The organism is Actinomycetota bacterium (assembly GCA_040757835.1).
GTDB lineage: Bacteria > Actinomycetota > Geothermincolia > Geothermincolales > RBG-13-55-18 > SURF-21.
In genome coordinates this window covers 347,393-372,564 of the sequence record JBFLWJ010000001.1, presented here as the reverse complement: position 1 = coordinate 372,564, position 25,172 = coordinate 347,393, and the positions used below count along the sequence as shown (strand labels likewise).

Here is a 25,172-nt window from a genome sequence, read left to right as displayed (position 1 = left end):
TCACGGCCGGCGCCTGCCGCCTGGCGGATGTCCGGATTTCGTGGTCTTCACGCGAAGAAGCGCACATCATTGCGCAGAGGTTGGAAGTACCTTGGACGGAAGCGAACACATCCTGCACCATACCGTCAGCGGGGGCGAAGGCACCAGGGCCAGGCAGAGGGAAAAGGGCTTGACCTGGCCCGCGCGCCACCTCGCCAGGGATATCGGCCCCCGCGCCCCGGGAAGCCAGGGAGAGAGGTCCGCCGCGCGCTTCATAGAGAAGGAGCTGGGGTCCATGGGCGTCACCACCGAGGCCCACAGGTTCCGATCGCCCGCCACCACCGCCTGGAGCGAGATGCTCGTGCACCTCATGGTCCTGTTCGGAGCGGTCATCTTCCCCGCCAACCGGTACGTATCCTATGTGCTGATCTGCGCGGGTTTCTTCCTCTACCTCCTTGAGTATAACGGGCGCAGCCCCTTTACCTGGCTGCAACCCTACCGCCGCTCCGAGAACGTCATCGCGAGGGTGAGGCCTTACCGGGAAGTGCGCAAGGTGCTGGTGGTCGTGGCGCACATGGACTCTCCCCGCGCGCCCTTTTACCACCTGCCAGCTTTCCTGTGGTCGCTGCGCGCCACTTTCCTCTTCGATTTCGTGTGCATGTCCGCACTCTTCATGCTCTACACCGTGGCCTTCGGCGGCTATCTGCTCAGCATGGAGGAGACGGCGCTGACCCTGTTCTGGCACATCGGCCTGATCATCGCCGCCGTCCCGGCGCTGGCCGCATTCGCCTTGTTCATCAAGGCCTGCAGCGGCTCGACCCCCGGCGGCAACGACAACGCCACGGGCGTCACCGTCCTTTTGGAGCTGGCCCGCGTCTACACCCGCCGCCAGCCTTACAGCATGGACTTGTGGCTGGTCGCGACGGGCGCCGCGGACGCTGGCGGCGTGGGAGTGAAGAGGCTGCTGCGGAAGTACCGCCGCGAGCTCAAGGGGGCTTACTTCATCGTCATGGACGGTATGGGCCGTGGTTTCCCGGTCTGTTTCCGGCGCGAGGGGCGGCTGATCCCTTTCCGCGCCAGCCGCAAGCTCACCTCCGTGGTCAAGGATGTCAGTGGGGCGCACGGCCATTACACCGTCGGCTTCAGGAAAAACGGCCTGTACCTCGGCGAGAGCTTCCAGCTCCTCTCGCGCGGTCGCAAAGCGATCACCGTGAGCACCCGCGAGGAGACGCGCCATCCCCGCTACTGGAGGTGCGCCAGGGACGATTACGACAACGTCGACCTCCGTTCCCTCCGGCTCTCCATCGACTTCATGACCGCCCTGCTTGATACCATCGACCGCGGCGACCTCAAGTGAACCTCCCCCGGGAGGCAGGCGGGCACAGCGGCGCAAGCGCCTTCATCGCTCATGCGCCTTCTTCGCCGTTCTTCCTGTGTCTCCTGTTCGCCGCGCGCCTACGTCGGCCTGCGGCCGCCCTGCCGCCCCACCAGGACGCCGCGATGAAAACGGCGAAGAGCACCGCCACCGAGCCGATACGCGCCCAGGCCGCGCCCGATGCCGATATGCCGCTCAGCACCGACCAGGAGCCATCGCCGCTCGCCGCGAAGATGGCGCCCAGCACCAGCGCCACCACGAGGTAGCAGGCGAAGGACTCAACGCCCCTCCAGACGGGATGGTAGTAACCCCTCCTGCTCCACACGAAGGGCGGTATGGCGCAGAGGACGAGATAGCTGAAGAAGACGGCGGTCAGGGCGAGGGTATCCGCTAGGCCGAGGGTCTGCCTCTCGAGCATGTCTTGAATGAACCCAAAAAAGAGATAGCGATAGAGAACGAGGAGCACGGTGTAGTAGATGAGGCTCCAGGCCCAATAGGGGACCGCAGAGAGCCTTCTCCTCCATACGCTCGTCCCGCGCCGGCCTCCAGCCTGTTTATTCGTTATCGCGTGCTCCTTCGCTATTCCCCCATGATCTGGAGGATCAGGACCCGTCTGCGGGGGCGACTGTCGAAGTCCACGAAAGCGATCTGCTGCCACGTCCCCAGGGTTAGCCGCCGGTCCTTGAAGGGCACGCTGAGCGAGGGCCCGGCCAGGGACGCCCGTACGTGCGAGTGGCCGTTTCCGTCCTTCGATGCGCGGTCATGATGATATGCCGCATCCCGCAGCGCAAGGTGCTCGAAGGCCTCCTCGAGGCCCCGCGCCAGCCCCGGCTCGAACTCCAGGGTTGTCACGCCGCCGGTGGAGCCGGGAACGAAAACGGTCACCAGGCCGTCGCTGAAGGGCGAGCCAGAGAGCTCTTCCTGGACCCGGTGGGTGATGTCGATGATGTCCGAGTCCCCCTGGGTTGAGAACTCCAGCATTGTGGTATGAAGCGGCATCTCCGTCTCCTCCCTGCTTCGCGTCAGATACGGTAGACGTCTTCTTCGCGCATGACCGTATACCCGCCACCCTGCAGGGCGCGGATGGCCGCGTCCAGTTGCTCGACCCTGAACACCACGATGGCGCTCTGCCCGCTCTTCTCGACGAAGCAGTAGAGGTACTCGATGTTGACGTTGCCTTCATAGAGCGGTCCCAGGACCCCCGCGAGGCCACCGGGCTCGTCCGGCACCTCGACCGCGATGACCTCGGTCTCGCTCACGGTAAAACCGCTCTCCGCCATGGCCCGCATGGCCAGGTCGGGATTGCTTACGATGAGCCGGAGCACGCCGTAGTCGGCGGTCTCGGCGATTGAGAGGGCCCTGATATTGACGCCCGTCTCCGCCAGGCGTTTGCACACCTCGTAAAGCCGGCCCGATTTATTCTCGAGGAACACGGAAACCTGTCTTACCTTCACCCCGCAACCTCCTAGATCTTCCTGTTGTCTATGACCCTGACCGCTTTCCCCTCGCTCCTCTGGATGGAACGCGGCTCCATGAGGCGCACCCTCACCCCCACGCCGAGATAGCTCTGCACCTCATCGCGTATCCTTTTCTCCAGCACCTCCAGTTGCTTGATCTCATCGGAGAAGACCTCCGGCGAGACCTCCACCTGTACCTCCAGTACGTCCAGGTTGTCGACGCGGTCCACCACCAGCTGGTAGTGGGGGCTCAGCCCCGGCACCTGCATAAGCACCATCTCCACCTGGGAGGGGAAGACGTTTACCCCCCTGATGATCAGCATGTCGTCGGTGCGTCCCGTCACCCTCTCCATGCGCACGTGGGTGCGCCCGCAGGGGCAGGGCTCGACAAGCATCCTTGAGATGTCGCGGGTGCGGTAGCGGATCAGGGCCAGCCCCTCCTTGTTGATGTTGGTGAAGACCAGCTCCCCTTTTTCTCCCGGTGGCAGCGTCCTGCCGCTCTGGGGATCGATGATCTCAGGGATGAAGGAGTCCTCGAAGATATGCAGCCCGTTCTTCTCGGAACACTCTATGGACACGCCCGGGCCTACCACCTCGGAGAGCCCGTAGATGTCATGGGCGGATATCTTCAGTTCGTCCTCGATCTGGCGGCGCATCTCGTCCGACCACGGCTCCGCACCCAGGATGGCCGCCTTCAGCTTGATCTCCTCCCGCCCCACGCCCATCTCCCGCATGACCTCCGCGATGTTCAGGGCGTAGGAGGGGGTGCAGCAGAGGATGGTGCTGCCGAAATCGACCATCATCCGCACCTGGCGCTTGGTGTTGCCGCCGGACATGGGCAAGGCGGTGGCTCCCAGCCGCTCGACCCCGTAATGCAGCCCCAGCCCGCCGGTGAAGAGGCCGTAGCCGTAGGAGACGTGGACAATATCATCGGGCGTCCCTCCCGCCGCGACGATGGTGCGCGCCACCAGGTCCGCCCAGACCGCTATATCCCCCGCGGTATAGCCGACCACGGTGGACTGTCCCGTGGTGCCCGATGAGGCGTGTATCCTGACGATGTCCCGCATGGGTACCGAGAAGAGCCCGAACGGATAGTTGTCTCTCAGGTCGTCCTTGTACGTGAACGGGAGTTCCCGGAGATCGTCCAGGCTCTTGATGTCGCCCGGCTTGAACCCCGCTTCCTCCAGCCTGCCGCGGTAGAACGGCACCTTCTCGTAAAGACGGTCGACGGTCGCGCCCAGGCGCTCCAGCTGGAGCTGTTCCAGGCGTCCCCGCTCCCAGGTCTCCACCTCGTTGAAATGATCCATCGCTCTCCCCTCTTTCCACGGCTGAAACTCAGGGTAATTTTAACATATGGCATCGGCGCCCCGGCAATCGGTCGGGACGCGTCTTCACTCGTATCCCAGAAGGTCCGGGGCGCAATACGCGATGTCGTGATGCTCTCTTCTTACCGGCTGCGCCGCACCGGACGGGCAGTAAAGGAAGCGCCGTCCGCAACCGTGGCACTTCCCAGCATCGGCGTATGCCTTGCCGTCGCGCACCTCGATGGCCGCGAAGAAGCAGCGGGAGCGGCGGTCCAGGGAACACGCCTCCGGCCCCACGCACAGCTCTGGATCGATCACCGCATGATGGTATCCCCGGCTGAACATCCGGTCCCTCTTTTTTGAACTGGTTACGCGGCGGCATGCAGCGTGCGGGACCGCGGTGCGTGAGCGATAGATCCATTCTGCATCGGTGAGATGCCCCGGGACCTTCATGGCCACGTACTCGTACTTGCTCCCGAGCAGGTTGAGCGGGAACGGAATACGGGAATGCAGCCTCAGGCCGCGTGTATCGATGTGTGCGAGCATCACTCAGTCCTCTCTCCTCGGAGCGCGCGCGGGCGTCCGGCGCCTCGCGCTCGCGCGGACGGTTTCAGATCGACCTCCTCCGGACCAGGATGGAGCCCAGGGTTAGCAGGCCCGCCCCGAAGGCGGCCAGCGCTACCAGTTGCCAGAGGACATCGGCCAGCGTCTCCCCCCTGAGCATCACCCCCGCCAGGGCCTCGACGGCATAGGTGAGAGGTATGGCCCTGGCGATCCACTGCATGAAGGCCGGCATCTGCGAGAGGGGGAACACCACCCCGGTCATGAAGATGAGCGGGAAGCACACCAGCACGCTGAGGATCACCGCTGCCGCCACCTGTCGGGCGAAGGCGGCGATGACCAGGCCAATCCCGATGCAGGAAAAAGAGGCCGCGGCGATGATCAGCAGAGACAGCGGCGCATTGGAAGAGAACGCGCCGAAGACGGCCACCGCGAGCGCCAGCATCACCGCCGACTGCACGAAGACCACCGCGGTGGCCAGCAGCAGCTTCGAGCCCACCAGGGACAACGGCCCCATCTCGGTCAGTCCCAGCCTGGTGCGCATGCCCTCCTCGTATTCCACGACCATGAGGATGGCCCCGCAGAGCACGCCGGTCCAGAGGATGGAGAGCGCGATGAGGGAGGGCACCACCGCGTCCTTGGCCGACAGTGGACGTCCCGCGACGGACGACACCTCCAGCGCAATGGGAAGTGCCGTCCCCCGCAGGTATGCCGCCGCCTCCTCGATATCCCCGATCACCGTATCGGCGAGGTCTATCCCCACCTCGACCTTCTCCTGCAGGTCGGGGCGGTCCGCCAGGGCCTCGTTTAACTCCAGCAGGTTGTCCCTGATCTGCTGCAGGCCCACCACCTCGGTGCCGAAGAAATCGCCCCCGCTCACCAGAACGTAGAGCCCGGCCACCACCGCCTCCGTCTTGTTCTCCACCACCCCATCCTTGATGCGGGAGAGGAAACCGCGGATGCTCGTCTCGGCGAACTCCGCCTTGACCAGGTTTGACTGGTCGATGATCACCGGAACCTGCGCCACCTCGTCCAGGGTCTTCAGGGAATGCACGAAACCGCGCGGCAGCACGATCACCGCGTCCGCCCTCCCCTGCCGCAGGGCCTCCCTGGCCTCCTCCCCGGATGCAAAGACCTCTATCTCCGTCACGTCCTGCCCGAACTCCGTCACCAGCCCGAGGGCATCGAAGTTCTGGTCCTCCAGCCATATGGTCTCCCCCAGGTAGGGGTATTCCTCCTCAGGCACCGCGAAGAGCACCGTGTCGCGCCCCTCCCGCAGCGATGACGTGGCCTCTCCCGCGGTTGCGTATTCGTGCCATTCGTCCGCCTCGCTCTCCAGGTCGAGCAGGGTCGCGGCGATCTCCTCGGCTGTGAGCTCCGCCCCCAGCCACCGCGGCGCCCCGCCTTCGGTGGCCACTGCCAGCAGTGAATTCACCTGCCCGGCCGCGAGGGACGCCACCGCCTCCTCCCCATCCGCGTACTCGTTTGCCCTTACGCCCCGCCGGCGGAAGCGCCGCTCCAGCCCCTCCGCTTCCGCGGTCTTCACGCCCGTCCAGGCGATCTCTCCGGCATCGGCGCTGTCCAGGTTCACCAGGGCGATGGGGACCGGGCGGCCGACGCCCGAGAAGGCCGCGCCGATGACGCCCATGATGATGAACGGGTAGATGATGAGCACCGCGAAGAGCAGGCGGTTGCGGTAGATGAGCTTCCAGTCCTTGAGGAAGAGCGCCTTCATGCCCTTCATGTCTTTACCTCGTGCATGAAGCGGAGAAAGGCGTCCTCCAGCGTGACCTCGCGGTAGTGTAGGTTGCGCACCGCGCCCGCCAGGCCGGAGGCGATCTCCGGCAGCTTGTCCGGCAGCTCCGGGCCGGTGATGATCACCGTCTCCCCCTCCTTTTTCCAGGCCAGGCCCAGGCGTTCGCAGAGAGCGTCCATATCGGAGGAGCGGTCCGCGAGCATCACCGCCTCCACCCGGTCGGTCCCAAGCAGTCCCTTGATGTGCACGGGCGTGCCTTCCTCCCGCAGGCTCCCTCCGATGAGGATGGCCACCCGGTCGCAGATGCGGTCCGCCTCCTCCATGTTGTGCGTGGTGAGCAGGATCGACCGCCCTTCCTCCGCCAGGCGCAGGATAAGGTCCCACAGGGAAAGCCGCGCCTCCGGGTCCAGCCCGGAGGTGGGTTCGTCCATATAGATGAGTTCAGGCCGGTGCACCAGGCCCATGGCCAGGCTCAACCGCTGCTGCATGCCGCGAGAGAAGAACCTGACCTGCTTCGCGGCGTGCCCCTCCAGGCCTGCCCACGCCAGCAGCTCCGCCACCCTTTCCGCCGAATCCTCCCTGGAGATGCCATGGAGCCCGGCCAGCAGGGCCAGGTTCTCGTGTGCCGTGAGGCGGCCGTAGAAGGCGGGTTCCTGGGGGACGAGCCCGATGCGCAGCCGGTAGCGGTCCTCGCGGGGATCGACCATTTCGCCATCGAGGAGTATCTCTCCCCCGCTGGGGGCCGTCTGTCCCGTCAGGATGCGGACAAGGGTGGTCTTGCCGGCCCCGTTGGGGCCGATCAGGCCGAAGGTCTCGCCTCTGTCGACATCCAGGGAAACGCCGTCAAGCGCCTTGAACCCGTCGAACTCCTTGCTGAGGCCTCTTACAGAGATCACACGCTTTCCTCCACCACTGCTCCCCGGAGATCAGATTGTAGCAGATGCGGGCGACCGCCCTGCCCCTCCACAAAATTCTCAGAAATTGACTTTATCATCATAAATATGATTTAATAACTTTAGATTATTTTAACAACAAACATGTTAAAGGTACAGCCCGAAAGGCATGATATATTAATTATGCTGAACAAAAACGCCCGCAAGAGCCTCTAAGGACAATAGTATTAGGTTGAGAGGTCGGACGGTGGCGAGGATGTCCAGGAAAGCAATGGTCGCGGGGACGCTCATCGTGTTGCTGGCAGCGGCCTTTCCCGTGTCCGCGTTCTCCGCAACCCTGGAGGAGAAACAGGCGGAGGCCGATAAGGTCAGGCAACAGATCGAGGCCATGAAGGCCGAATCACAGCAGCTGGCCCAGGAGTACAACACGGCCCTAAGCGAATACGAGTCCATCCGCTCCGAGGTCGAGATCAACCGCGAACAGCTGGAGAAGGCGCAGAACGATTACAAGCGGGCGCGCACCATCCTCCACGAGCGCTTGCGCTCCATCTACAAGTCCGGCGAGGTCTCCTCGCTGGAGGTCCTCCTGGAGTCCACCAGCCTGGACGACTTCCTGACCCGCTACGACTTCTTCTCCTACATCGGCAACCGCGATTTCGAGATCTTCGATGAGTTCAAGCGCCTGCGCGAGGAGATAAGCGAACGCCAGCGCTCCCTGGAGGAGCAGGAGGCGCGCTCGCGGCAGATACTGGGGTCGGTAAACGCCAAGCGCCAGGCCATGGAGACCTCCCTGCAGGAACAGCAGGCCTACCTCGACTCCGTAAACAAGGAGATACTGCAGCTACTGGCCACCACCGGGGGCGGCGGAACGCCGGTGCAGACGATAATCGGTTATTTCGTCTTCCCGGTGAGGGGGCCACACTCTTTCTCCAACGACTGGCATGCCCCGCGCACGGGGCACCTGCACCAGGGGTGTGACGTCTTCGCCGCCATGGGTACGCCCATGGTCGCCTGCGTCTCTGGGACGGTAAACCAGGGTGAGGGGAAGAACGCCGGCCTCTACGTCCGCCTGGCGGGCGACGACGGCAACGTCTATTACTACATGCACTGCCAGCGCTTCGGGGCCACCGGCCATGTCACCGCCGGCACGGTCATCGCCTACGTGGGCGACACCGGCAATGCCCTGGGGGGCCCACCCCACCTCCATTTCGAGGTCCACCCCGGGGGCGGCGCCGCCATCAACCCATACCCCATACTCCTCGCCGCCGACCGTTGACAGGCCTGGCAGCGGAGCCAGCGCCGAGGACGTCTTTCCGTCTGCTCCGGTGTATCGCATGGCCTGCGGCACCCCGGATTCCCGCCAGGCGTACGAGCTGGGTTATACTATCCCTTACAACCACTTTCGAGCGAGGAGGTTAGCCGCTTGCACAAGGTCATCCTTTCCGCGCAAGACCTCTGCCGCACCCCCGTAGAGCTCCTGGGCAGCGAACTCTTCGCGGACATACTGCGTTCCTACATCGATGGCCTCGCGGCAAAGGATTCGGGGCTTTACCGCTTCCTGCTCGATCGTGGACTGCTGGCCATCACGGAGGACAAGGTGGACGCAACGGCCCTGGTCTCCCTGCTCACCCTGCTTTCCGCACGATCCTTGGAGGACATCTCAAGCACTCATCCCGAGCACGCAACCCTCATCGGTGGTGCCGAGGCACTGCACGACATCGTCGAGGACCTCTACAATTTCTGGCGCAAGCTGGAGCGCTATATCGTTGTCAAGGAGAAGTACCTGGCCGCCAACATCATGAGCGCCGATTACCACAACTGGTTCATCGAGACCGCCCAATCCTTCGAGGCGCTGGTGCGCGAAACCTACCGCCGCATCGCATTCAATATAAGCGGCGAACTCCCCCGGGTTTACCGCCAGCTGCCCAGCGGCGCCGGCGCGGGGGCGCTCATAGAGAGGATACCCTGGGACTGCCCGCCTCAGCCTTATGGGGCGTTAGCGGACATCCCCTTCATCCAACTGGTCGTCATCGAACCACCGCTAATACTCTACCCGCACAGCAACTTCCGCAGGGGGGCCATAAGGGAGCTTGAAGAGAACCCGCTGCGCTTCCTCGCAGGACTGCAGGGCGACTGGTACTGCTATCCTGCCAGGGTGGGGCTGCTGCGCATATTCATCTTCTTCCAGGCGACCTTCCTGCACCTGGGGATCAGCCTGTGCAACCTTTTCGAGATGATGTCAGGCGAAGAGATACACTCCGGCACCCCCGACGGCATCCTGGTCTTTGGCGGCGAGGCCGCGGGGCTCCCGGAAGACGAGACCTTCTATCACGAGGACAACGAACACAACCTGGCAGTTGCCTATGTCAGCGGTACCGGGGAGCACGACTACTTCGGTTACCTGAAGAAAACCGCCCTTACTCTGCACAACGTGATCATGCTCAAACGCGGCATGCTCCCCCTGCACGGCGCCATGGCCCACATACGCATAAGTTCGGGCAGGGAAGCGAACATCATCATCGTGGGAGACAGCGGCGCGGGCAAGTCCGAGACGCTGGAGGCCTTCCGGGTCATGGCGGGCGAGGAAAACGTGGACATGCGCGTGGTCTTCGACGACATGGGAGTGTTGGGAAGCGACAACTCCGGGCGCGTGCTTGCTTACGGCACCGAGATAGGTGCCTTCGTACGCCTCGACGACCTGCAGCCCGGTTACGCGTATTCCGAGGTGGACCGCTCGATATTCATGAACCCGCAAATGGTCAACGCCAGGGTCGTCATCCCCATTACGGAGTACGGTTACATCACGCGCGGGCACACCGTTGACGCGCTCCTCTATGCCAACAACTACGAAGAGGTCGACGAGGACCACCCCATCCTGGAGTTCTTCTCCACCATCGAGGAGGCCCTGCCCGTTTTCGAGAGCGGCGCCCGAATGGCCAAAGGCACCACCGATGAAAAGGGCCTGGTGCACTCCTATTTTGCCAATCCCTTCGGCGCCGCGCAGAAACGCCGCGAACACGACGCTGTCGCGAAGTATTTCTTCGAGCGCCTGCTCGCATCGGGGGTCCGCATCGGAACCTTGCGGACGAGGCTGGGCATTAGCGGTTACGAGATGCTCGGCCCGCAGGAGGCCGCTCGCGCCATCCTCGAGTCTTTTTTCTAGACCCTGTCCCCGCCTTGCCCCCTCCCCCACCAGGACTGCTCGGGTAGGACGGCGAGGGCGTCCCGCCGCCGCCTCAGGACGGGATAGAAGATGCCCGTGATGATCAATCCGATGACCACGCCGCCAAGGTGGGCGAAGAACGCCACGCCCACGGAGCCCGATCCAACGGACGTTAGGCCCTGCACGACCTGCAGCAGTATCCAGAACCCGATGACCGCGAAAGCGGGTATCGGCAAGATGAAGAGGAAGACCCAAGTCCACACCCAGGCGCGCGGGTAGAGCAGCAGGTAGGCTCCCAGTATCCCGGATATGGCCCCGCTGGCCCCCAGCAGGGGGTTGATGCTGTTGGGGTAGATGGCCACATGGGCCAGGGTCCCGAATAGACCACACGCCAGGTAGAAGACGAGGAAGGGCAGATGCCCCATGACGTCCTCTACGTTGTTGCCGAAGATCCACAGAAAGAGCATGTTCCCCAGGATATGCAGCCAGCCCTCGTGCAGGAAGAGGGAGGTCAGCAGGGCCAGGTAGACCTGTTTAGAGGGCACCGTCGCCAGGGAATACCCGAAGAGCTGCTGCAGACCCGACGGGGGGAGCTGGCCGGCATGCACTATCTCCCAGGGGACCACCGAGAAACGGTAGATGAAGAGCTCGTACTGGGAGCCGCTGAGGAAGAGCATGTATGCGAAGACGGCCGCGTTCGCGAGGATCAGGGACAGGGTCACCACCGGGACCTTGCGGGTGGGGTTCCTGTCGAAGAGGGGGAGCATGGCACCGTCACCTATCTCCTGACAGCCGCCGCCACGATGAACCCCTTCGCGTTAACCGCCCGCGTGCGCTGCGCGGCGATCTCGTAAGCCACCGCCAGCGCCCCCAGCGGCCTGCACACCGCGCTCGCCGCGTAATCGCTGTAGGTGCCCAGGTGGACCACGCGGTAACCTGCCCCCTCGAGATGGTTGCGGAGTCGGCGCGGGGTATTGCAGCGGTAGTGGACCGGAAAGATGTCCGCCTGTTGCCGGCCGCTGAAAAGCCCGACGATACGCATGCGCCTCTCCTGCATCAGCAGGCGGGAGAGGGCGAAGTTGATCGCATACGGGTAGTAGAGGATGTTGGGGGTCATGATGACCAGGTGCCCGCCGGGACGCAGGGCGGCACGCACCTGCCGCAGAAACGTCGCAGGGTCCTGGAGGTGCTCGACCAGGAACTTGCAGGCGGCGAGGTCCACGCTCTCCTCATCCACGGGGACAACCCGGTCCAGGTCGGCCTGGAGATAGCTGTGGTATGGGCCCCGCATCTGACGGTGATCGATCCCCACCACCTCTCCCGCCCTTTCCATCAGGCATGAGAGGTAGCCTTCCCCGCCGCACCCCAGGTCGATCACCCTCCCCCCGGGCGGACACAGCGAGGCCGCAAGTCCGAGAAAAGCGGCGTAGGCATCCGGCTCTCCGGGCAGGAAGCGGCGGTAGAGCTCCGCGGTCCAGGCACGGGAAGCATCGCGGTTCACAACAGCTCCAGGAGGCTTTCCACGACCAGGTCAGGTTGGGGATGGAAACCCTCGAGGTCCTCTCGCCGGGCAACTCCGCTCAGCACCAGGCAGGTGTCGAGGCCTGCGCGCCACCCCCCGAGGATATCCGTCTCCAGACGGTCGCCTATCATCAGGGTCCTGTCGGTCTTGCCTCCGGTCAAGGCCAGGGCCGCGTGCAACATGTAGACATTGGGCTTCCCCACCACTTGGGCTTCCCTCCCCGCCGCGGTCTCGAGGGCCGCCACTATGGAGCCCGCCCCCGGCCACAGCCCGTCCGGGGCCGGGAAGGTAGCATCGCTGTTGGTCGCTATGAAGCCCGCCCCCGCATGCAGCGCCAGACTTGCGATGCGCAGCTTGTCGTAGGTGAGCTCCGTGTCCCATCCCACCACCACGAAGTCGGCGGCGGTGCCTTCCTCGCCCCTGAGCACGCGCAGCGGCGTCCCCAGCAGGGCCTCCTCCAGGCCCCTCCCCCCGATGTGGTACACCGACTTGCCCTCGAGGTCGTAGTTCTCCTCCAGGAAGGAGGCGGTGGCCACGGAAGCGGTCATGAAATCGCCTTCTCCGCATGCGATACCCATGCCGGAGAGCTTTTCCTTATATTCGGACCTGGTGTACTTGGAGTTGTTGGTGAGGAAGAGGACCTCCTTGCCCTTCTCCCGCAAACGTGCGATGAACTCGACCGCATCCGGTATGGGCTCCTGGTCCAGGTAGATAACGCCGTCCATGTCCAGCAGGAAATCGCTGTATCTCTCCACGGCCGGCGCGGCGCTCTCATCCGTCAAGGCCTCGTCCTTCCGCCGCCAGTGGCCCACCGCCGCCATAGCGGCGCAGCGCTTCCACGTACATCTCCACCTCAGGGGCCATCACCGCAGCCAGCCTGGCCTGTCCGATGGCCATCTCCACCATGCCTCCGCGGTAGAGACAGCGGCTCAGCCCATACCTGGCGAAATGGTTGCTCGGGTCCACCTCCAGTGCCTCCTCGAACTCCCGCATGGCAAGCCGGGGAAGGCCGCTGTTGTAGTAGGCGATACCCAGTGTCTCCAGGACGGACCCCCGCCGCGGTTCGAGGCGTTTCACCTCCTGCAGCAGGGATATCGCCTCCCCGTACCTTCGTTCCTGCAGCAGCTCCCTCGCTCGCTGGAACAGCTCGTACGCGCCGTCCGACAACCGTTAAGGCTCCTCTCGCTCGCTCTTTTCCCCGCGCTCCGGTCCCCTGCGTTCGGAGACACGGATCAAGCCCGCGAACCCAAGTATAGCGCCCAGGAGCACCATGGCGTAAGCCGGCCAGAGCGTCTGGCGCTCGAACTGCGGGGGCAGGTATTCCACGCTCATCCCGGCCTTCTGTACCGCCGCGCTGAGAAACCTGCCGTTGGAGGCGACGATGATGAAGAGGAGAACGCTGAAGAGAATCCCGGCGGCTATAAAGACCACGCCGAAATCGACGGCCGTGAACACGCCCTTGAAGACCCAGGTGGCCACCGCGTAGAGCATGGCGATGATGGCGATGGCCATACATGCGTAGGTCATGGCCCCCAGGTCCGCCCCCGTCACTTCGACCGTCTGTACACTCGCTGCATCTCCCGCGCTCCACGAGATCCTCGCCCAGGGCTGGAAGGAAAGGATTATGATCGCCAGCACCGCGAAAGACGCCATGGCCACGGCGGCGAGGTCCTTGCCGTCGAAGGGACGGTCCCTGTATGCTATCGCCTTGCTGAAGCCACGCTTGTCTTTCGCGCCCCTGCCGCCAGCGGTCACCGCCTGCAGCCTTGGCCTGCCCGTTCCTGCCCCGATGCGCGGCGCCCGGCGGGAGCGTGGCCTGTACGGCCCTGTCCCCTCCATCTCCCGGCCGGGCGCCGCGCCCGCACCCCCACCGCCCTTCCTGAGGCGGGAGAAGGCCGCGTAGGTCCTCTCGCTGAAGGAAATGGTGACGGTGAACCTCTTCTTACCCGCCTTATCCTTCGCCGCCCTGTCCGTGCCCGGTTTCATGGAGATGACCTTCTTGCTGGAGGTGGGGGTGAGGGTGCCGCTGGCCTTCTTTATCGGCACCACCGTCTCCGCGATGGCCGCGTCGGGCGGCGCCGTTTCCTCCTGGGACGCTTCACTCGCGGTTGGCGGCTGCCGGGGCGGCCGCGGCAGGTCCGCGCTGGGCCCCCGCTTGCCCTTCATCTTCACGTAACAGTCATCGCAGAAGAACTTGCCGGCAGGCACCGCTCTTCCGCAGCTCACGCACTCAGACATCGCGGCCTCCGTTCACGGGCCAGCAGTCACGGCGCACCGTGCCCCCTACTCCTCTCTTTCGACCCCGCGGACCCGGTCCCTGACCCAGAGGAACAGGCCCGGGAACCTGCGACGGAAGAAGTCCTTGCTCCCGTTCCACAGGCTCTCTCCGCACGCGGCGATGGCCACCAGGGCCTTGTGCGGCAAGTGCCTGCTGACGAACGCCCGGTCCACCGCGGCCTCCACCCGCCGCGCCAGCGGCGCGGGCAGCCTCTCCAGCGCCCTGTAGATATGCACGAAGGTGCGGAAATAATGCCGCACGAAATAGAGCTGGTCCCGGGGCAGGCTGGGCTGGTCCACGAAACGGTCCTCGCGGTAGTCGTACACTCCGGGGACCCACCCCTCCCGCACCGCCGTCTCGAACAGCACCGTATCCGGGTAGGGATAATAGATGGGGCTCAAGGAGTGGTCGGCCCTGATCTCGGCGTTGAGTTTTACGGTGTCCAGCACCTTCGTCTTGTCCTCGTAGGGAAGTCCGACCATGTTGTAGGCAACGGTCTTGATCCCCGCCTCGTGGCAGGCCTCAAAGGCCTGGGAGATCTGGTTGCGGGACATGTGACGGTTGAGTACTTCGTTGCGGATGAAGTCGTTGCCGCTCTCCACCCCGAAGAACATCTGATAGCAGCCGGCCTTGCGCAACATGCGCACGATCTCCGGGGTGACGAGGTTGGCACGGTAATTGCAGATGAAGGGGAGCCCGATCTCTTCGCGGTACAAAGCGGTGAACCTCTCCAGCCAGCCGCCCTTCCAGGGCAGGATATCGTCGCGGAAGTTGAGATACTTGACCCCGGGATAGGTGGCCAGGAGCTTCCTCAGGTATTCTATGCTGTACTCGGGGCTGTGAAAGCGCGAGTAGCGGTTGCGGTTGGGGTAGATGTCGCGCATGCGCTTGTTTGAGCAGTAGGTGCAGCTGTATGGGCATCCCCGGGAGAGTATCACGACCCCGGTGTTGATGCGCGTCGAGAGGAGCTTGGTGAAATCGAAGATGGAGAAGTCGGGCAGGGGCAGGACGTCTATGTCCTCTATGAGCGGCCGCACCGCGTTGCGGTGTATGGACCCGCCTTCCTTCACCCAGATGCTCTCGGTTCCGGTGTAGTCCTCCCCCGCGTCCATGCGCCTGACCAGCTCCAGCAGGGCTTCCTCCCCCTCTCCCCGGCAGAGCATGTCTATTCCCTCGGTGGCGATGACCTCCTCCGGCAGGGTGGTCGGGTGGTAGCTGCCGGAGATGACGGGCACATCGAGAGCGTCCTTGGTCCATAACACGTACTCCTTGACCTGGGGGTATTCCCTGGTCATGGTAACGAAACCCGCGAGGTCGGGGTGGTATGCGCGCAGGGCGCCCTGGAACTCGTCACGCCCGACGGGGCTGGTCATATGGTAGAGGTCGGCCTCGTGCCCAGCCTGCCGCAACACCGCGGCCAGGCTGGCCACCCCCTCCATGTACCAGCCGCCCTCGTCCACCCCGGTCGTCCGTCCCGTCTGCGGGTCGATGTTGACCTTGTAATCCGGATATATGAAGAGAAACCTCAAACCCCTCTCCTTCCAGGCTTTATTCGATTATAGAAGACTTCCCACCGCGCAACCAACACCTAGCCCGGGCGCTTCACGCGGCCTTCTGTCATGGGTTATCCATGAGCTGCCGGGGCCGTCCGTCACGCGGGACACGACGGAAACGGGCACGCGCCCCGCGTGCCCGGTGGCCGTATGTTTCCGCCCCGGCTATTTGAATCTATACAGCGAGAAGGGCTCTATGTCCATGCTCGTCTCGCCATCGAGCACCAGTTCGCTCATGAGCTTGCCGGTTATCGGGGCCAGGCATATGCCGTCTCCGGCGTGTCCGGTCGCGATATAGAACCCCTTGACCCCCTTTACCGTGCCCAGTATGGGCATGCCGTCGGGGGAACACGGCCGTAGGCCGGCAAAGGAGCGGATGACGTCGAGGTCCTTTATCCAGGGCAGGAACTCGATGGCGTTCCTGGCGATGGCGTTTATCGCGTCCGGCGTGGTGTTGTTGTCGAATCCGGCGAACTCCCTCGTGCTCCCGATGAGGATATTGCCGCTGGCCGTCTGCTCCGCCGTGAACCCCAGGCCCAGTTTCTGGGCTTCCTCGTCCTCCGGCATGAACTCGGCCAGGTTGGCCTTGGTCCCCAGGTACTCGGCTCCCGATACGATATGGTCCAGCAGGCGGTCCCTGGACTCGGTGACCAGGATCTGGCCGCGCTGCGGCAGGATCGGGATGTCCACGATGATCATCTTGCCTATCTGGTTGGAGCCGGTACCCGCGGCGCAGACCACGCGCCGGGAATGGATGCTCCCCAGGGAAGTGTCGACCTCGCGCACGCGGTTGTTGGTCACCACGATATTCTCGACCTTGCAACCCTTGAGGATGGTGGCTCCCATCTCCTGGGCTCTCTGTGCCAGCCCCAGGGTGAGCTTATAGGGGTTGACCTGGCTGTCTTCCGCGCAGAAGGAAGCCCCCTTGACGTTCTTATCGACGTCGGGCAGGCGCTCTTTCAGTTCGGAAGGGGACAGGGTCTCCACGTCGAGGCCCGCCGCCTTCAGCTTTTTTGCCCTGGCCTTCAGCTCTTTCAGCTGTTCCGCCGTGCGGGCCAGCATCAGTCCGCCGCAACGGTTGTATTCAATGTCCACTTCCAGTTCCTCTACGATGGAGGGGAACAGCTGAGAGCTCTCGCGCGCCATCTCAAGGTGGCCTCCCAGCTGTTTCGTCTGCAGGGACACGAAGCCGTCGCATGCTCCGGAGGCCCCGCTGGAGAGATCGTCGGCCTCGACGATCATCACCTCGGCGCCTTCCTTGCAGAGAAAATACGCGGTTGCGGCCCCGATGACACCACCGCCGATCACCACGACCTCTGAACTCAGAACATCAGCCATCTTCTCCCCCTAACCGACTGAGCTTGACCGGCCTGACCGGAGGCCGGACCCTGAACGTGCCCACTTCCTCCGGTGTCCTGGACGTCGCCTCCTGCAACTCGCCCGCCAGCATTGTCTGGCAGAACCTTCCCTGGCAGTAACCCAGACCGATACGCGAGTACCTCCGGAGCGCACCGAGGGAACGGAAACCCATGGCCGCATATGCCTGCGCCTCCGCACAGGATATCTCCTCGCAGCGGCACACCGTGCGGCCCTCATCCCGCGAGGGCATCTCCGCTTCCTGCGGCGCCTCTAATGACATTACTCGGACTCTAAGTCCTTTCACCTTTAGGGACCACTCCTCCGGTACCTCCAGGGTAACCAGCATCGCGGCGTCCTTCCTGCTCGCCTTCGCCGTCCTCACGATCCTTCCCTTGCCCAGCGGCACGCCCTCCGCGTCCAGGGCCCAGGCCTCTCCGCCGGCCTCCACGGCATCCCGCATCTCGTAGGGCAGGGTTACGCGTGCCCTGCCTCCTCCCGGGCTGCGGTCGAGCAAGACCACCGCCATACCTGGACATATGGCGACGCAACGGCCACAGCCGTCACAGCGGGAGGGGTCATACCGGGGCGGCGTGCAGATATCTTCGCCCACCACGATGGCCCCCCTGCGGCAGGCTTCTTCGCAGGGGTTGCATGGGATTTGCTCCCGGCACACCAAGACCGCCACCGCGCCTTTCGCGGCCATCTCCCATACCTCCCTCATCACTTCCATGCCCTTCTCGTCCCCGCCGCTTCAATCCCCATGGATACTGACCTTTGCCGCCAGCTTGCCGGTGCCGTACGGCCCGCCGCGCAGGCCCTCGAGGCGGCGCTGCACCGCCTTTCTCTTCGCCCCCGCCCTGCCACCGCTCAACAACCCGAGCTCCTCCGCCGCTGTGATCCCGGCCATCCGGCCCTCCTCCATGGCCACCGAGGCTTCCTCTATCCCGGCGGCGTCCCCGGCAACGAAGACCCCGGGACGGTCGGTGCGCATCCACGCGTCGTGCCAGGGCAGAAAACCCCCGAGCTCCTCGCGGTAGACCATCCTGCAACCCCGCATCGCGGCCAGTTCCACCAGGGGCGAGAGCCCCAGGGCCAGACACAGGCAATCGACCTCGAAACGGTACGCTTTACCGCCGCCGGCGTCCCCCACCAGCACGGACTCGACGCTCCCCGTTCCCTCCGCCGCCAAGATGCGGTGGTTGAGGTATACGGGCACGCCCTCACGGGCCACGCGTTCCAGGTGGACCTCGTACCCGCCCACGCGGTCCGCTATGTCTATTATCCCCACAACTTCAGCGCCGGCCTGCAACAGCTGATAGCTGACGATGAGCCCCACGTTGCCGGAACCGGCCATGAGGACACGCCTTCCCGGCAGGACGCCGTATACGTTGACCAGGGTCTGGGCCGCCCCCGCCCCCATAACGCCCGGCAGCGTCCATCCCGGAAAGGCCACGCACCTCTCGGAGGCTCCCGTGGCGATGACCACGGCGCGGGGGCGGACGAGATAGACACCGCCCGGCGCATCCACCATAAGCTCCCCGCCCTGGAAAAAGCCCAGCACGGTCGAGGAGAGCCGGACCTCCACCCCGGCCTGACGGCATTCTCCCGCCAACTGGTCCGCGATGACGAAACCCCTCTTGCCGGCGCCGTGATGGCGCGACCCGAAGAAGCGGTGGACCTGTTTGAACAGCTGCCCCCCCGCGCGGCTGTTCTCATCCAGCAGTACGGTATGCACCCCCGCCCTCACGGCCTCCAGGGAGGCGCAGAGCCCCGCGGGTCCGGCTCCGACCACCACCAGGTCCGCGGTCTCCAGGGGGAGGTTCACGGCTTTTTCCTCCCCGGGGTCTCCACCTCCATGCCGTCGCGCACCGCGGTGAGGCAGGTACGCACGTTGGGGACACCGTCCACGGTCATGGCGCACTCCGTGCACCGACCGATCATACAGAACGGGCCGCGCGGCTCGCCGGATCGCGGCGAATAGCGCGTGGTCCTGATACCCACGGCATAGAGGGCCGCCGCGACGGGTTCCCCCTCGCGTGCGGGGACGGGTTCTCCGTCCACGTAGATGGTAACCGGGCGCCCCGCCTCCATCTCTCCCAACACCGCGTGTCTGCCCACCCTCAGATTCATTGCGCGCCGCTCCCTGTCAGCTCAACCTACGCCCGCGGGCAGCCGGGCCGCCCGGCGGTAAAGGCCTTTTATCTGCCCCGCGTTCCTATGGATAATATAATCGATTGACGGCACATCGACATCAGCAGAGGAGGCGCCTTGGATATTGACGACGGACAGATGCAGCAGTTGCGACAGGGAGCGCTCACCGCCATCGACGGGCTCTGGTTCATGGCCGTGGAGAAGAAGTACGGCTTCGACGCCGCCCTGGAACTAGACCTGGAGGTGTGGAAGGATTACGGCAGGGTGCTCCTCAAGAGGATCTCCCGCATGCTGGGCTTGACCATCGACCCGGCCGATCCGCCCGACCTGGCCACCATCAACTTCCTGCTCGAGAAGGTCTGCCACATCGACGGCACCCGCTGTGCCGGGGAAGTGCGCGAAGACGAGATCGTCTTCCGCGTGCACAGTTGCACCTGGTGGGACAACCTCAACCGGTCAGGCCGGGAGGACCACGTGCCCTGCGAGTTCGTGGACAACACCATCTTCCGCGACTGGCTCGAGGCCATCGATCCCGATGTGAGTTTCGAGATAACGCATTCTCTGCCCCGGGGGGACGACCATTGCGAGTGGGTGATCAGAAAAGCGGTCAGGGACTGAGGGCGCGCGCGACGAACTCCATGGTCTCCCGGGTGATCTCCTCCATGTTGTGTTTGAGGGGGTCCTCCATCCAGTAGTTGGCCAGCCGCACCAGCTGGCCGATGATGGCGTTGGCGGTGATGTCCGGGTGCAGCCGGCGGATGGACCCCTCCTTCACCCCCCGTATTATGGTCATCTTCAGGTCCTTCACGATCAGGGCCATGATCTGGGCTAGCTTACGCTCGTACGATGCGTCCGAAAGCACCGATCCCTCCATGTACAGGGTGTAGATCTCGCGGTTCTCCACGATGACCTGGAATGCGACGGGTATGGAGATGCGTATCCTCTCCAGCATGTCCGGCACCGACGCGATCTCCTCGGAGACCCTCTTGCGGAATACCCGCACCCCTTCCTCGGCCAGGTCGAGAAGTAGATCCTCCTTGCTGGAGTAGTACTCGTAGAACTCCCCCATGGAGACCCCCGCCAACTCGACCAGGTCCTCGTCGCTGGTGGAGTAATACCCTTGGCGCGTGAAGAGGCGCCTACCCGCGGCCATGATCAGCATGCGCTTGTCCTGCCCGTCCGGCCTTCCCGTATCCTCCTCCGCGAACACCTCGTTGGCGAAATGCTTCCGGCTGCCGCTCATCTCACCCCAGATCTCGACCTTCTTGGCCATGATCTCCTTTATCCTCTCCAGGGGAAGGTGCTTCTGGAGCTGCAGCCTCTTCACGTAGTTGATCATCTGGATATACGAGGGGTCGTAATAGGCCATGTTCTTGTGCGTCTTCACCGGGGGCGGAAGCAGGCCGATGCGCACGTAGTAATTGATCGCCGACGTGGAGACCCCCGTCGCCCGGGAGAGCTGCGACACCTTGAGCAGCGTCTCGAGGTCGGGGTGTTTATCGGCTTTTTTCTTCTGCTTCTTCGTCTGCTCCACCATATGTTAAGTATAGGTTAACACTAAGCGAAGGGGAATACCCCAACCTACGGCTGTTTACGGCTGGCTCAAGCCAGCGCGGTCTCGTGGTCATAGACGATCAGCCCTGAAGCGAGCTTGGGATAGAAATAGGAGCTCTTATGGGGCATACGCTCTCCCCCTTCTGCTATCTCCCAGATCTCGCCCATGGAGATAGAGCGCACAAGAAAGGCGGCTTCCGCCTCGCCGCTCCCCAGGGCCGACATGGCGGTACTCTCCCAGGGGGTGAAGGATATGTCGCCCCTGTCGACGAGGTCCACGGCATCAAGGCCAAGGCACCGGGTCAGCGCCAGCTCATGCAGTACAGGGACGTCCAGTCCCTTCCAGCGTACGCTCTCCTGCCCCGGCAGCTCCGCTGCCACGTCCACGCCCTCTCTCAACACCAGCAGCGCCGCGCCGCCAGAGGTGAGCATGACGAATGCGGGGCGCCGCTGGGAAGCCAGCCGGCCCGCGAACATCCCGGTACGCTCCGCCAGGCCTTCCTGGATCACCTCCACATGGAAGCAGGTCTCCAGCCTCCGGTAGGCTTCGGCCGGCTCCATCGGCAGCCGGCGGAGCAAGCGGTGGACGGGGAGCACGGCCAGGCCTGGGTCCTCGGACCTCAGCATGACCACCGACACGTAGGCCGCGGCCTGGGCGGCCTCGGCGGAACGGTGGCTTTCTTTGCTGTAAGCGAGGGCGGTCTCGTAGCGGTGGTGGCCGTCCGCGATCATCAGCTTCCTACCCCGTATGGCCTCCGTCAGCGCCCTGGACGCTTCACCCTCCCCGATGCGCCATAGCTGGTGCGTGACCCCTTCGTCATCGTTTAGGTCGAGGAAAGGCGCGTCAGCGGTCGCGTCCTCGAGGATGGCCAGGACTTCCTCGCCCTCGTCGCGGAAGACGGTGAAGATCTGGCTGAAGTTGGCGTGGCAGGCTCGCAGGAGGTTCAGTCTCTCCGTCCGGGTGCGCGGGAAGGTCAGCTCATGGGGAAGCACCTCTCCACTCGAGAAATCCCTGCAGCGAAGCAGGGCCACCACCCCGGTCCTGCCGATCCTCCCCCCCCGGGGCATATCGAAGACCTGGCGATACAGGTAGAAGTTCGCACCGCTGTCCACTTCCAGGACATCCCCCTTCTTCCAGGCCTGGAAGAGGGTGGCCGACCTGGTCCAGAAATCTCCACTCCCGCCAGGCGGTGGCAGGATCAGGCGTACGATGTTGTACGGCGAGCGCGCCAGCAGCGCCTCTTTCTTCTTCTCGTCGATGATGTCATAGGGCGGCGCTATGGTACGCGACAGGCTCTCAACCACGTGAGGATTATAAAAAGTGCCCTTAAAGGGCCTTATGTCCGTCAACTTCTTTCTCCCATTTATTTCCAAACCGGTGGGACTTATCAAGGCGCTACCTGAAACATTATAGCCCGTGCTCGACCCCTTGTATATTCGTTCCACGCTTCAGCACCTCCATCTCTTTCCAAGGGCCAGCCTGCGGGTACGCGCCCCGTGCCCGAATTACCCACAAAGACGCCCGGCGCGCAGCTCCCGACTACGATGTTGCTTTCGGCGGCGGCCTTGCGCATACCTTTATTTCGATGCGTTCCGATACGGCATCTTCCCCTCCCATACATATCAATGGACTGTATTCAGTAAAACCCGCGCCACCGCCGCGGCTCGCATAAAAAGTATGAGAATTTAGGCTATTGCTATTGAAACTGCGCTCGCTGATGTATTAAAAATATTCTTACCGAATACCAGAGACCCACTCGCACCTTTCGGCTCTCATTGTTATCTATCCGGCCCCTGGGAGGGCGATATGACCTTCAACGCGGAACAGGCCGCGTGCCTATGCGGTTGCTCGCAGCGGCAATTACGCTACTGGAAGGATACCGGCCTTATTCAGCCGTCTCAGACCGAATACGATGAATCGGGTCTTGCCAAGGAGCGCTATGACTTCGGCAACCTGGTTGAGCTCAGGACCATCGTGGGAATGCTGCAGAGGGGCATCAGCCTGCAGAAGATCCGCAAGACCCTTGCTTACCTGCGGGAGAACACGGACTACTCGCGCCCCCTGGCGCAATGCAAACTGGTCACCGACGGGTCCACCATATTCGAGATCTGCGACAGTGACGCGAGCATCCTGGACACCTTGCGGCGCGGGCAGGTAGCCCTGTGCATCGCTGTCGACGGCATCTGCGAGGAACTCTCGGCGCGCCTGGTGGAGATGGACCGCGACCGCCGGGTCTTCGTGGAGAGCCTCAAGGCGTGAATTGACGGCGCGATGGCTCAACAGCGCCGGGAAAGCCGCCTTGCTAGCCGTATGGCCAGCGTTTATCATTCATAAGTGGCCGACTGTACATCCTTGGTGGGACGATGCCTATCCGGAGCTGACAGAACGCTTGCGCATCCCCACATAAGGGGCCGACCAGGGTGAACGCAAGGTGGGAACATGATCTTTTCCAAGCCGGACATAGCATTGCTGCATCCTCCCAGCATATACGATTTCAGGCACCTTACCGTGGTTCCCAGCCCCATCAGCGATCTCATACCGTCTACCCCGGTCTTCGAGATGTATCCCATAGGCTTCACCTACCTCGGCGAATACCTGGAACGCAACGGCATCAATACCCGCATCATCAACATCGCCCAGCGCATGCTGGAGAGCGACAAGTTCGATGTGCCCGCGTTCCTGTCCCGCGTCGAGCCGGCCGCCTTCGGTATCGACCTGCACTGGCTCACCCACGCCCAGGGAGCCCTGGAGCTGGCCCGCGTGGTCAAGGGCGTGCACCCTCACATCCCGGTGATCATGGGCGGCTATTCGGCCACCTACTTCCACCGCGAACTCATGGAATACCCCCAGCTGGATTACGTGCTGCGGGGGGACTCCACCGAGGAGCCGCTGCGCATGCTCATGGAGACCATCATGCACGGAGGCTCCCTCGAAGCCATTCCCAACCTCACCTGGCGCTCACCGGAAGGGAGCGTCATCGAGAACCCCCTGACCTATTCCCCGGCGAGCATGGACTACCTGGGCAACAACTACAAGTATATGATCCAGTCCGCCTTCAAGTACGGGGACTGGAAGAGCCTGAGGGCCTTCTGGAACTGGTGGAAATACCCCATCACCATGGTCCTTACCTGCCGGGGATGTTCGCATGACTGCGGTTTCTGCGGGGGTTCCCGGGAGGCCATCGCCCATTTCTGCGGCCGCTCTCAGGTGGCGTTCCGCGCGCCCGAGAAGATCGCCTACGACGTGGAGCTGCTCTCCAAGTTCACCACCGCCCCCATCTTCATCGTCGGCGACCTGATGCAGGGCGGCAGGGACTATGCCCTGGAGACGCTGGAGTTCATCAGCCATATCGCCCCCAAGAACCATATCGTCCTTGAGCTGTTCTCCCCGGCGCCCCGGGACTTCTTCGACCGCATAGCCTCGAGCCTCGAACACTTCGACTTCCAGTTCTCCCCCGAGACCCACGATGAGAGGATAAGGGAGGCGACGGGCAAGCCCTACAGCAACGAGGACCTGGAACGCAGCATCTCGTGGGCACTGGAGGCGGGGTGCGATAAGTTCGACATCTTCTTCATGATCGGCCTGCCCGGGCAGACCAGGGATTCGGTTATGGAGAGCGTCGACTATTGCGCGGAGCTGTTGAAGAGGTTCGGCCCTCGCCTCAACCCCTCCATCGGCCCACTGGCCCCTTTCATCGATCCCGGGTGTTCCTACCATCTAGAATCCGAACATTTCGGCTACCGTCTTATCCACAGGTGCCTGGAGGACTACGCGCGGGCGTCCCTCTCCCCCCACTGGCGCGACCTGCTCGGATATGAGACGAGGTGGATGACCCGTCAGGACATCGTGGACGTGACCTACGAGGCCATGCTGGCGCTCAACGATATCAAGGCCAACAACGGCCTGATCTCACCCGAGCACGCTTCCATGAACGACCGCCGCATCCGCGACACCATATCCCTGCTGAAGATGGTCGACGATATCCTGAGCCTGGGCGATCCCAGGATCCAGGCTGCGGAGCTGGATAAGCTGCACCGGGAGTCGGAGCGATTGAAACGCCAGCTCCACCTTCCCAAGGAGGAGCTGATGTGGCCGCTGACGGGGGCGCGCTTCCGGCGCATCAACATCCTGCGCATCCTCATGAACTGGATCTGAGGTTCCCGAGACCGGGGCATGAGGTCCTTGCTCTATGTGCTTTTCCGGCCCAGGCCTCTGGGTAACGGTCTCCGCTTCGCACTCGCAGGTTGCAGATCCATTCGCAGCTTT

The 25,172-nt window shown here is 63.6% G+C and carries 25 protein-coding genes; 6 read left to right on the top strand and 19 right to left on the bottom strand.

All coding sequences use genetic code 11. From position 1 onward, the window contains the following. The first annotated feature begins 91 nt into the window (after window positions 1-91). Window positions 92-1,336: a M28 family peptidase gene (locus AB1384_01655; GenBank protein ID MEW6552976.1), complete on the top strand. Its 1,245-nt coding sequence runs from the start codon at window positions 92-94 to the stop codon at window positions 1,334-1,336. Between the two features lie 49 nt (window positions 1,337-1,385). Here the strand turns inward: AB1384_01655 and AB1384_01650 are convergent, their stop codons facing one another. The 7 genes from AB1384_01650 to AB1384_01620 form a co-directional block, all read right to left on the bottom strand. Next, entirely contained in the window at window positions 1,386-1,772 is a 387-nt protein-coding gene (locus AB1384_01650) for a hypothetical protein (protein ID MEW6552975.1), read from the bottom strand. Window positions 1,773-1,933: 161 nt separating this feature from the next. Beyond that, the gene (locus AB1384_01645; protein MEW6552974.1) at window positions 1,934-2,353 is read right to left on the bottom strand and encodes a secondary thiamine-phosphate synthase enzyme YjbQ; all 420 of its coding nucleotides are present in this window, start codon (window positions 2,351-2,353) and stop codon (window positions 1,934-1,936) included. A 23-nt stretch (window positions 2,354-2,376) separates the two neighbouring features. Then, window positions 2,377-2,808, bottom strand: a complete 432-nt coding sequence (locus AB1384_01640) for an ACT domain-containing protein (GenBank protein MEW6552973.1) — start codon at window positions 2,806-2,808, stop codon at window positions 2,377-2,379. A gap of 11 nt (window positions 2,809-2,819) precedes the next feature. Continuing rightward, window positions 2,820-4,118, bottom strand: coding sequence for a phenylacetate--CoA ligase (locus tag AB1384_01635; GenBank protein MEW6552972.1), 1,299 nt, complete (start codon window positions 4,116-4,118; stop codon window positions 2,820-2,822). An 84-nt stretch (window positions 4,119-4,202) separates the two neighbouring features. Then, complete coding sequence (locus tag AB1384_01630) at window positions 4,203-4,661, bottom strand: hypothetical protein (GenBank protein MEW6552971.1); 459 nt, start codon at window positions 4,659-4,661, stop codon at window positions 4,203-4,205. A 64-nt stretch (window positions 4,662-4,725) separates the two neighbouring features. Next, on the bottom strand, window positions 4,726-6,420 hold the full coding sequence (locus AB1384_01625) for an ABC transporter permease (GenBank protein ID MEW6552970.1): 1,695 nt from the start codon (window positions 6,418-6,420) through the stop codon (window positions 4,726-4,728). Next, complete coding sequence (locus tag AB1384_01620) at window positions 6,417-7,328, bottom strand: ABC transporter ATP-binding protein (GenBank protein ID MEW6552969.1); 912 nt, start codon at window positions 7,326-7,328, stop codon at window positions 6,417-6,419. The genes AB1384_01625 and AB1384_01620 overlap by 4 nt, the downstream gene beginning before the upstream one ends. A gap of 253 nt (window positions 7,329-7,581) precedes the next feature. Between AB1384_01620 and AB1384_01615 the strand changes: the two genes are divergently transcribed. Together AB1384_01615 and AB1384_01610 are read left to right on the top strand one after the other, a co-directional pair. Then, window positions 7,582-8,601, top strand: coding sequence for a peptidoglycan DD-metalloendopeptidase family protein (locus tag AB1384_01615; protein ID MEW6552968.1), 1,020 nt, complete (start codon window positions 7,582-7,584; stop codon window positions 8,599-8,601). Window positions 8,602-8,748: 147 nt separating this feature from the next. Continuing rightward, a complete protein-coding gene (locus AB1384_01610; protein ID MEW6552967.1) occupies window positions 8,749-10,488 on the top strand; it encodes a phosphoenolpyruvate carboxykinase in 1,740 nt (579 codons plus the stop codon). Here AB1384_01610 and AB1384_01605 read toward each other — a convergent pair. From AB1384_01605 to AB1384_01560, 10 genes are all read right to left on the bottom strand, one after another. Next, window positions 10,485-11,255, bottom strand: coding sequence for a rhomboid family intramembrane serine protease (locus AB1384_01605; GenBank protein MEW6552966.1), 771 nt, complete (start codon window positions 11,253-11,255; stop codon window positions 10,485-10,487). The genes AB1384_01610 and AB1384_01605 overlap by 4 nt on opposite strands. An 11-nt stretch (window positions 11,256-11,266) precedes the next feature. Continuing rightward, window positions 11,267-11,989 (bottom strand): class I SAM-dependent methyltransferase, encoded by a 723-nt coding sequence (locus AB1384_01600; protein MEW6552965.1) that lies wholly within the window; start codon window positions 11,987-11,989, stop codon window positions 11,267-11,269. Then, window positions 11,986-12,792, bottom strand: coding sequence for an HAD-IIA family hydrolase (locus AB1384_01595; GenBank protein MEW6552964.1), 807 nt, complete (start codon window positions 12,790-12,792; stop codon window positions 11,986-11,988). Before AB1384_01595 ends, AB1384_01600 begins: the two co-directional genes overlap by 4 nt. Beyond that, on the bottom strand, window positions 12,782-13,177 hold the full coding sequence (locus AB1384_01590) for a tetratricopeptide repeat protein (protein ID MEW6552963.1): 396 nt from the start codon (window positions 13,175-13,177) through the stop codon (window positions 12,782-12,784). Before AB1384_01590 ends, AB1384_01595 begins: the two co-directional genes overlap by 11 nt. 3 nt (window positions 13,178-13,180) lie before the next feature. After that, on the bottom strand, window positions 13,181-14,248 hold the full coding sequence (locus AB1384_01585; GenBank protein MEW6552962.1) for a hypothetical protein: 1,068 nt from the start codon (window positions 14,246-14,248) through the stop codon (window positions 13,181-13,183). 45 nt (window positions 14,249-14,293) lie between these two features. Continuing rightward, window positions 14,294-15,817, bottom strand: coding sequence for a radical SAM protein (locus tag AB1384_01580; protein MEW6552961.1), 1,524 nt, complete (start codon window positions 15,815-15,817; stop codon window positions 14,294-14,296). A 189-nt stretch (window positions 15,818-16,006) separates the two neighbouring features. Further along, window positions 16,007-17,179, bottom strand: a complete 1,173-nt coding sequence (locus tag AB1384_01575; protein MEW6552960.1) for an FAD-dependent oxidoreductase — start codon at window positions 17,177-17,179, stop codon at window positions 16,007-16,009. Then, window positions 17,172-17,930: a 4Fe-4S binding protein gene (locus AB1384_01570; GenBank protein ID MEW6552959.1), complete on the bottom strand. Its 759-nt coding sequence runs from the start codon at window positions 17,928-17,930 to the stop codon at window positions 17,172-17,174. Before AB1384_01570 ends, AB1384_01575 begins: the two co-directional genes overlap by 8 nt. Before the next feature lie 21 nt (window positions 17,931-17,951). Beyond that, window positions 17,952-19,025, bottom strand: coding sequence for an FAD-dependent oxidoreductase (locus tag AB1384_01565; protein MEW6552958.1), 1,074 nt, complete (start codon window positions 19,023-19,025; stop codon window positions 17,952-17,954). After that, window positions 19,022-19,330: a (2Fe-2S)-binding protein gene (locus AB1384_01560; protein ID MEW6552957.1), complete on the bottom strand. Its 309-nt coding sequence runs from the start codon at window positions 19,328-19,330 to the stop codon at window positions 19,022-19,024. Before AB1384_01560 ends, AB1384_01565 begins: the two co-directional genes overlap by 4 nt. A gap of 138 nt (window positions 19,331-19,468) precedes the next feature. On the opposite strand from AB1384_01560, the gene AB1384_01555 reads away from it, so the two are divergent. Next, the gene (locus AB1384_01555) at window positions 19,469-19,969 is read left to right on the top strand and encodes a DUF6125 family protein (GenBank protein ID MEW6552956.1); all 501 of its coding nucleotides are present in this window, start codon (window positions 19,469-19,471) and stop codon (window positions 19,967-19,969) included. Here AB1384_01555 and AB1384_01550 read toward each other — a convergent pair. Both AB1384_01550 and AB1384_01545 read right to left on the bottom strand, forming a co-directional pair. Then, a complete protein-coding gene (locus AB1384_01550) occupies window positions 19,959-20,888 on the bottom strand; it encodes a MerR family transcriptional regulator (protein ID MEW6552955.1) in 930 nt (309 codons plus the stop codon). The two genes, AB1384_01555 and AB1384_01550, sit on opposite strands and share 11 nt — an antisense overlap. A gap of 65 nt (window positions 20,889-20,953) precedes the next feature. Next, window positions 20,954-22,255 carry a DUF1015 domain-containing protein gene (locus AB1384_01545; protein MEW6552954.1) on the bottom strand — a complete coding sequence of 434 codons (1,302 nt, stop codon included), beginning with the start codon at window positions 22,253-22,255 and terminating at the stop codon, window positions 20,954-20,956. 457 nt (window positions 22,256-22,712) lie between these two features. On the opposite strand from AB1384_01545, the gene AB1384_01540 reads away from it, so the two are divergent. Further along, window positions 22,713-23,165, top strand: a complete 453-nt coding sequence (locus tag AB1384_01540; GenBank protein MEW6552953.1) for a MerR family transcriptional regulator — start codon at window positions 22,713-22,715, stop codon at window positions 23,163-23,165. 180 nt (window positions 23,166-23,345) lie between these two features. Continuing rightward, window positions 23,346-25,061, top strand: a complete 1,716-nt coding sequence (locus tag AB1384_01535; protein ID MEW6552952.1) for a TIGR04190 family B12-binding domain/radical SAM domain protein — start codon at window positions 23,346-23,348, stop codon at window positions 25,059-25,061. The last annotated feature ends 111 nt before the right edge of the window (window positions 25,062-25,172 follow it).